Source organism: Cytobacillus sp. T106, assembly GCF_040492155.1.
Lineage (GTDB): Bacteria > Bacillota > Bacilli > Bacillales > Cytobacillaceae > Bacillus_AB > Bacillus_AB infantis.
On the sequence record NZ_JBEUMK010000033.1, the window covers coordinates 1 to 2,995 of the forward strand.

1 rRNA gene is annotated in these 2,995 nt (G+C 53.3%); it reads right to left on the minus strand.

From position 1 onward, the window contains the following. Positions 1-49: 49 nt before the first annotated feature. Positions 50-2,994: ribosomal RNA gene (locus tag ABU165_RS25070) — 23S ribosomal RNA — on the minus strand. Between the last annotated feature and the right edge of the window lies 1 nt (position 2,995).

Here is a 2,995-nt window from a genome sequence, read left to right on the forward strand (position 1 = left end):
TTCCCTCAAAACTAGATAATGCAGAAGAAGAATTACAAAGCAATCAAATGTGGTTAAGTCCTCGATCTATTAGTATCTGTCAGCTCCACGTGTCACCACGCTTCCACCTCAGACCTATCAACCTGATCATCTTTCAGGGATCTTACTAGCTTGACGCTATGGGAAATCTCATCTCGAGGGGGGCTTCATGCTTAGATGCTTTCAGCACTTATCCCTTCCGCACATAGCTACCCAGCGATGCCTTTGGCAAGACAACTGGTACACCAGCGGTGCGTCCATCCCGGTCCTCTCGTACTAAGGACAGCTCCTCTCAAATTTCCTGCGCCCACGACGGATAGGGACCGAACTGTCTCACGACGTTCTGAACCCAGCTCGCGTACCGCTTTAATGGGCGAACAGCCCAACCCTTGGGACCGACTACAGCCCCAGGATGCGATGAGCCGACATCGAGGTGCCAAACCTCCCCGTCGATGTGGACTCTTGGGGGAGATAAGCCTGTTATCCCCGGGGTAGCTTTTATCCGTTGAGCGATGGCCCTTCCATGCGGAACCACCGGATCACTAAGCCCGACTTTCGTCCCTGCTCGACTTGTAGGTCTCGCAGTCAAGCTCCCTTGTGCCTTTACACTCTGCGAATGATTTCCAACCATTCTGAGGGAACCTTTGGGCGCCTCCGTTACTTTTTAGGAGGCGACCGCCCCAGTCAAACTGCCCGCCTGACACTGTCTCCCGCCCCGATCAGGGGCGCGGGTTAGAATTTCAATACAGCCAGGGTAGTATCCCACCAATGCCTCCACCGAAGCTGGCGCTCCGGCTTCAAAGGCTCCTACCTATCCTGTACAAGCTGTACCAAAATTCAATATCAGGCTGCAGTAAAGCTCCACGGGGTCTTTCCGTCCTGTCGCGGGTAACCTGCATCTTCACAGGTACTATAATTTCACCGAGTCTCTCGTTGAGACAGTGCCCAGATCGTTACGCCTTTCGTGCGGGTCGGAACTTACCCGACAAGGAATTTCGCTACCTTAGGACCGTTATAGTTACGGCCGCCGTTTACTGGGGCTTCGATTCAGAGCTTCGCTTGCGCTAACCCCTCCTCTTAACCTTCCAGCACCGGGCAGGCGTCAGCCCCTATACTTCGCCTTGCGGCTTCGCAGAGACCTGTGTTTTTGCTAAACAGTCGCCTGGGCCTATTCACTGCGGCTTTTCCGGGCTATTCACCCTAAAAAGCACCCCTTCTCCCGAAGTTACGGGGTCATTTTGCCGAGTTCCTTAACGAGAGTTCTCTCGCTCACCTTAGGATTCTCTCCTCGCCTACCTGTGTCGGTTTGCGGTACGGGCACCTTTTCCCTCGCTAGAGGCTTTTCTTGGCAGTGTGGAATCAGGAACTTCGGTACTAAATTTCCCTCGCCGTCACAGCTCAGCCTGATGCAAACGGGATTTGCCTCGTTTGCAGCCTAACTGCTTGGACGCGCATATCCAACAGCGCGCTTACCCTATCCTCCTGCGTCCCCCCATTGCTCAAACGGTAAAGAGGTGGTACAGGAATATCAACCTGTTGTCCATCGCCTACGCCTTTCGGCCTCGGCTTAGGTCCCGACTAACCCTGAGCGGACGAGCCTTCCTCAGGAAACCTTAGGCATTCGGTGGATGGGATTCTCACCCATCTTTCGCTACTCATACCGGCATTCTCACTTCTAAGCGCTCCACCAGTCCTTGCGGTCTGACTTCGATGCACTTAGAACGCTCTCCTACCGCGGACACCTGATGGTGTCCACCCACAGCTTCGGTGATACGTTTAGCCCCGGTACATTTTCGGCGCGGAGTCACTCGACCAGTGAGCTATTACGCACTCTTTAAATGGTGGCTGCTTCTAAGCCAACATCCTGGTTGTCTAAGCAACTCCACATCCTTTTCCACTTAACGTATACTTTGGGACCTTAGCTGGTGGTCTGGGCTGTTTCCCTTTTGACTACGGATCTTATCACTCGCAGTCTGACTCCCATGGATAAGTCTTTGGCATTCGGAGTTTGTCTGAATTCGGTAACCCGATGGGGGCCCCTAGTCCAAACAGTGCTCTACCTCCAAGACTCTTACAACATGAGGCTAGCCCTAAAGCTATTTCGGAGAGAACCAGCTATCTCCAAGTTCGATTGGAATTTCTCCGCTACCCACACCTCATCCCCGCACTTTTCAACGTGCGTGGGTTCGGGCCTCCATCCAGTGTTACCTGGACTTCACCCTGGACATGGGTAGATCACCTGGTTTCGGGTCTACGACCACATACTCATTCGCCCTATTCAGACTCGCTTTCGCTGCGGCTCCGTCTGTTCAACTTAACCTCGCATGTAATCGTAACTCGCCGGTTCATTCTACAAAAGGCACGCCATTACCCTGACCCGAAGGTCATAGGGCTTTGACTACTTGTAGGCACACGGTTTCAGGATCTGTTTCACTCCCCTTCCGGGGTGCTTTTCACCTTTCCCTCACGGTACTGGTTCACTATCGGTCACTAGGGAGTATTTAGCCTTGGGAGATGGTCCTCCCTGCTTCCGACGGGATTTCACGTGTCCCGCCGTACTCAGGATCCACTCTGGAGGGAACGAAGTTTCAACTACGGGGCTGTTACCCTCTATGGCCGGCCTTTCCATGCCTGTTCATTTACTCCGTTCCTTTGTAACTCCGTGTAGAGTGTCCTACAACCCCAGGAGGCAAGCCTCCTGGTTTGGGCTAATCCCGTTTCGCTCGCCGCTACTCAGGGAATCGCGTTTGCTTTCTCTTCCTCCGGGTACTTAGATGTTTCAGTTCCCCGGGTCTGCCTCCAATGCCCTATGTATTCAGGCAAGGGTTCCATCCCATTACGGATGGAGGGTTTCCCCATTCGGAAATCTCCGGATCAAAGCTTACTTACAGCTCCCCGAAGCATATCGGTGTTAGTACCGTCCTTCATCGGCTCCTAGTGCCAAGGCATCCACCGTGCGCCCTTTCTAACTTAACCT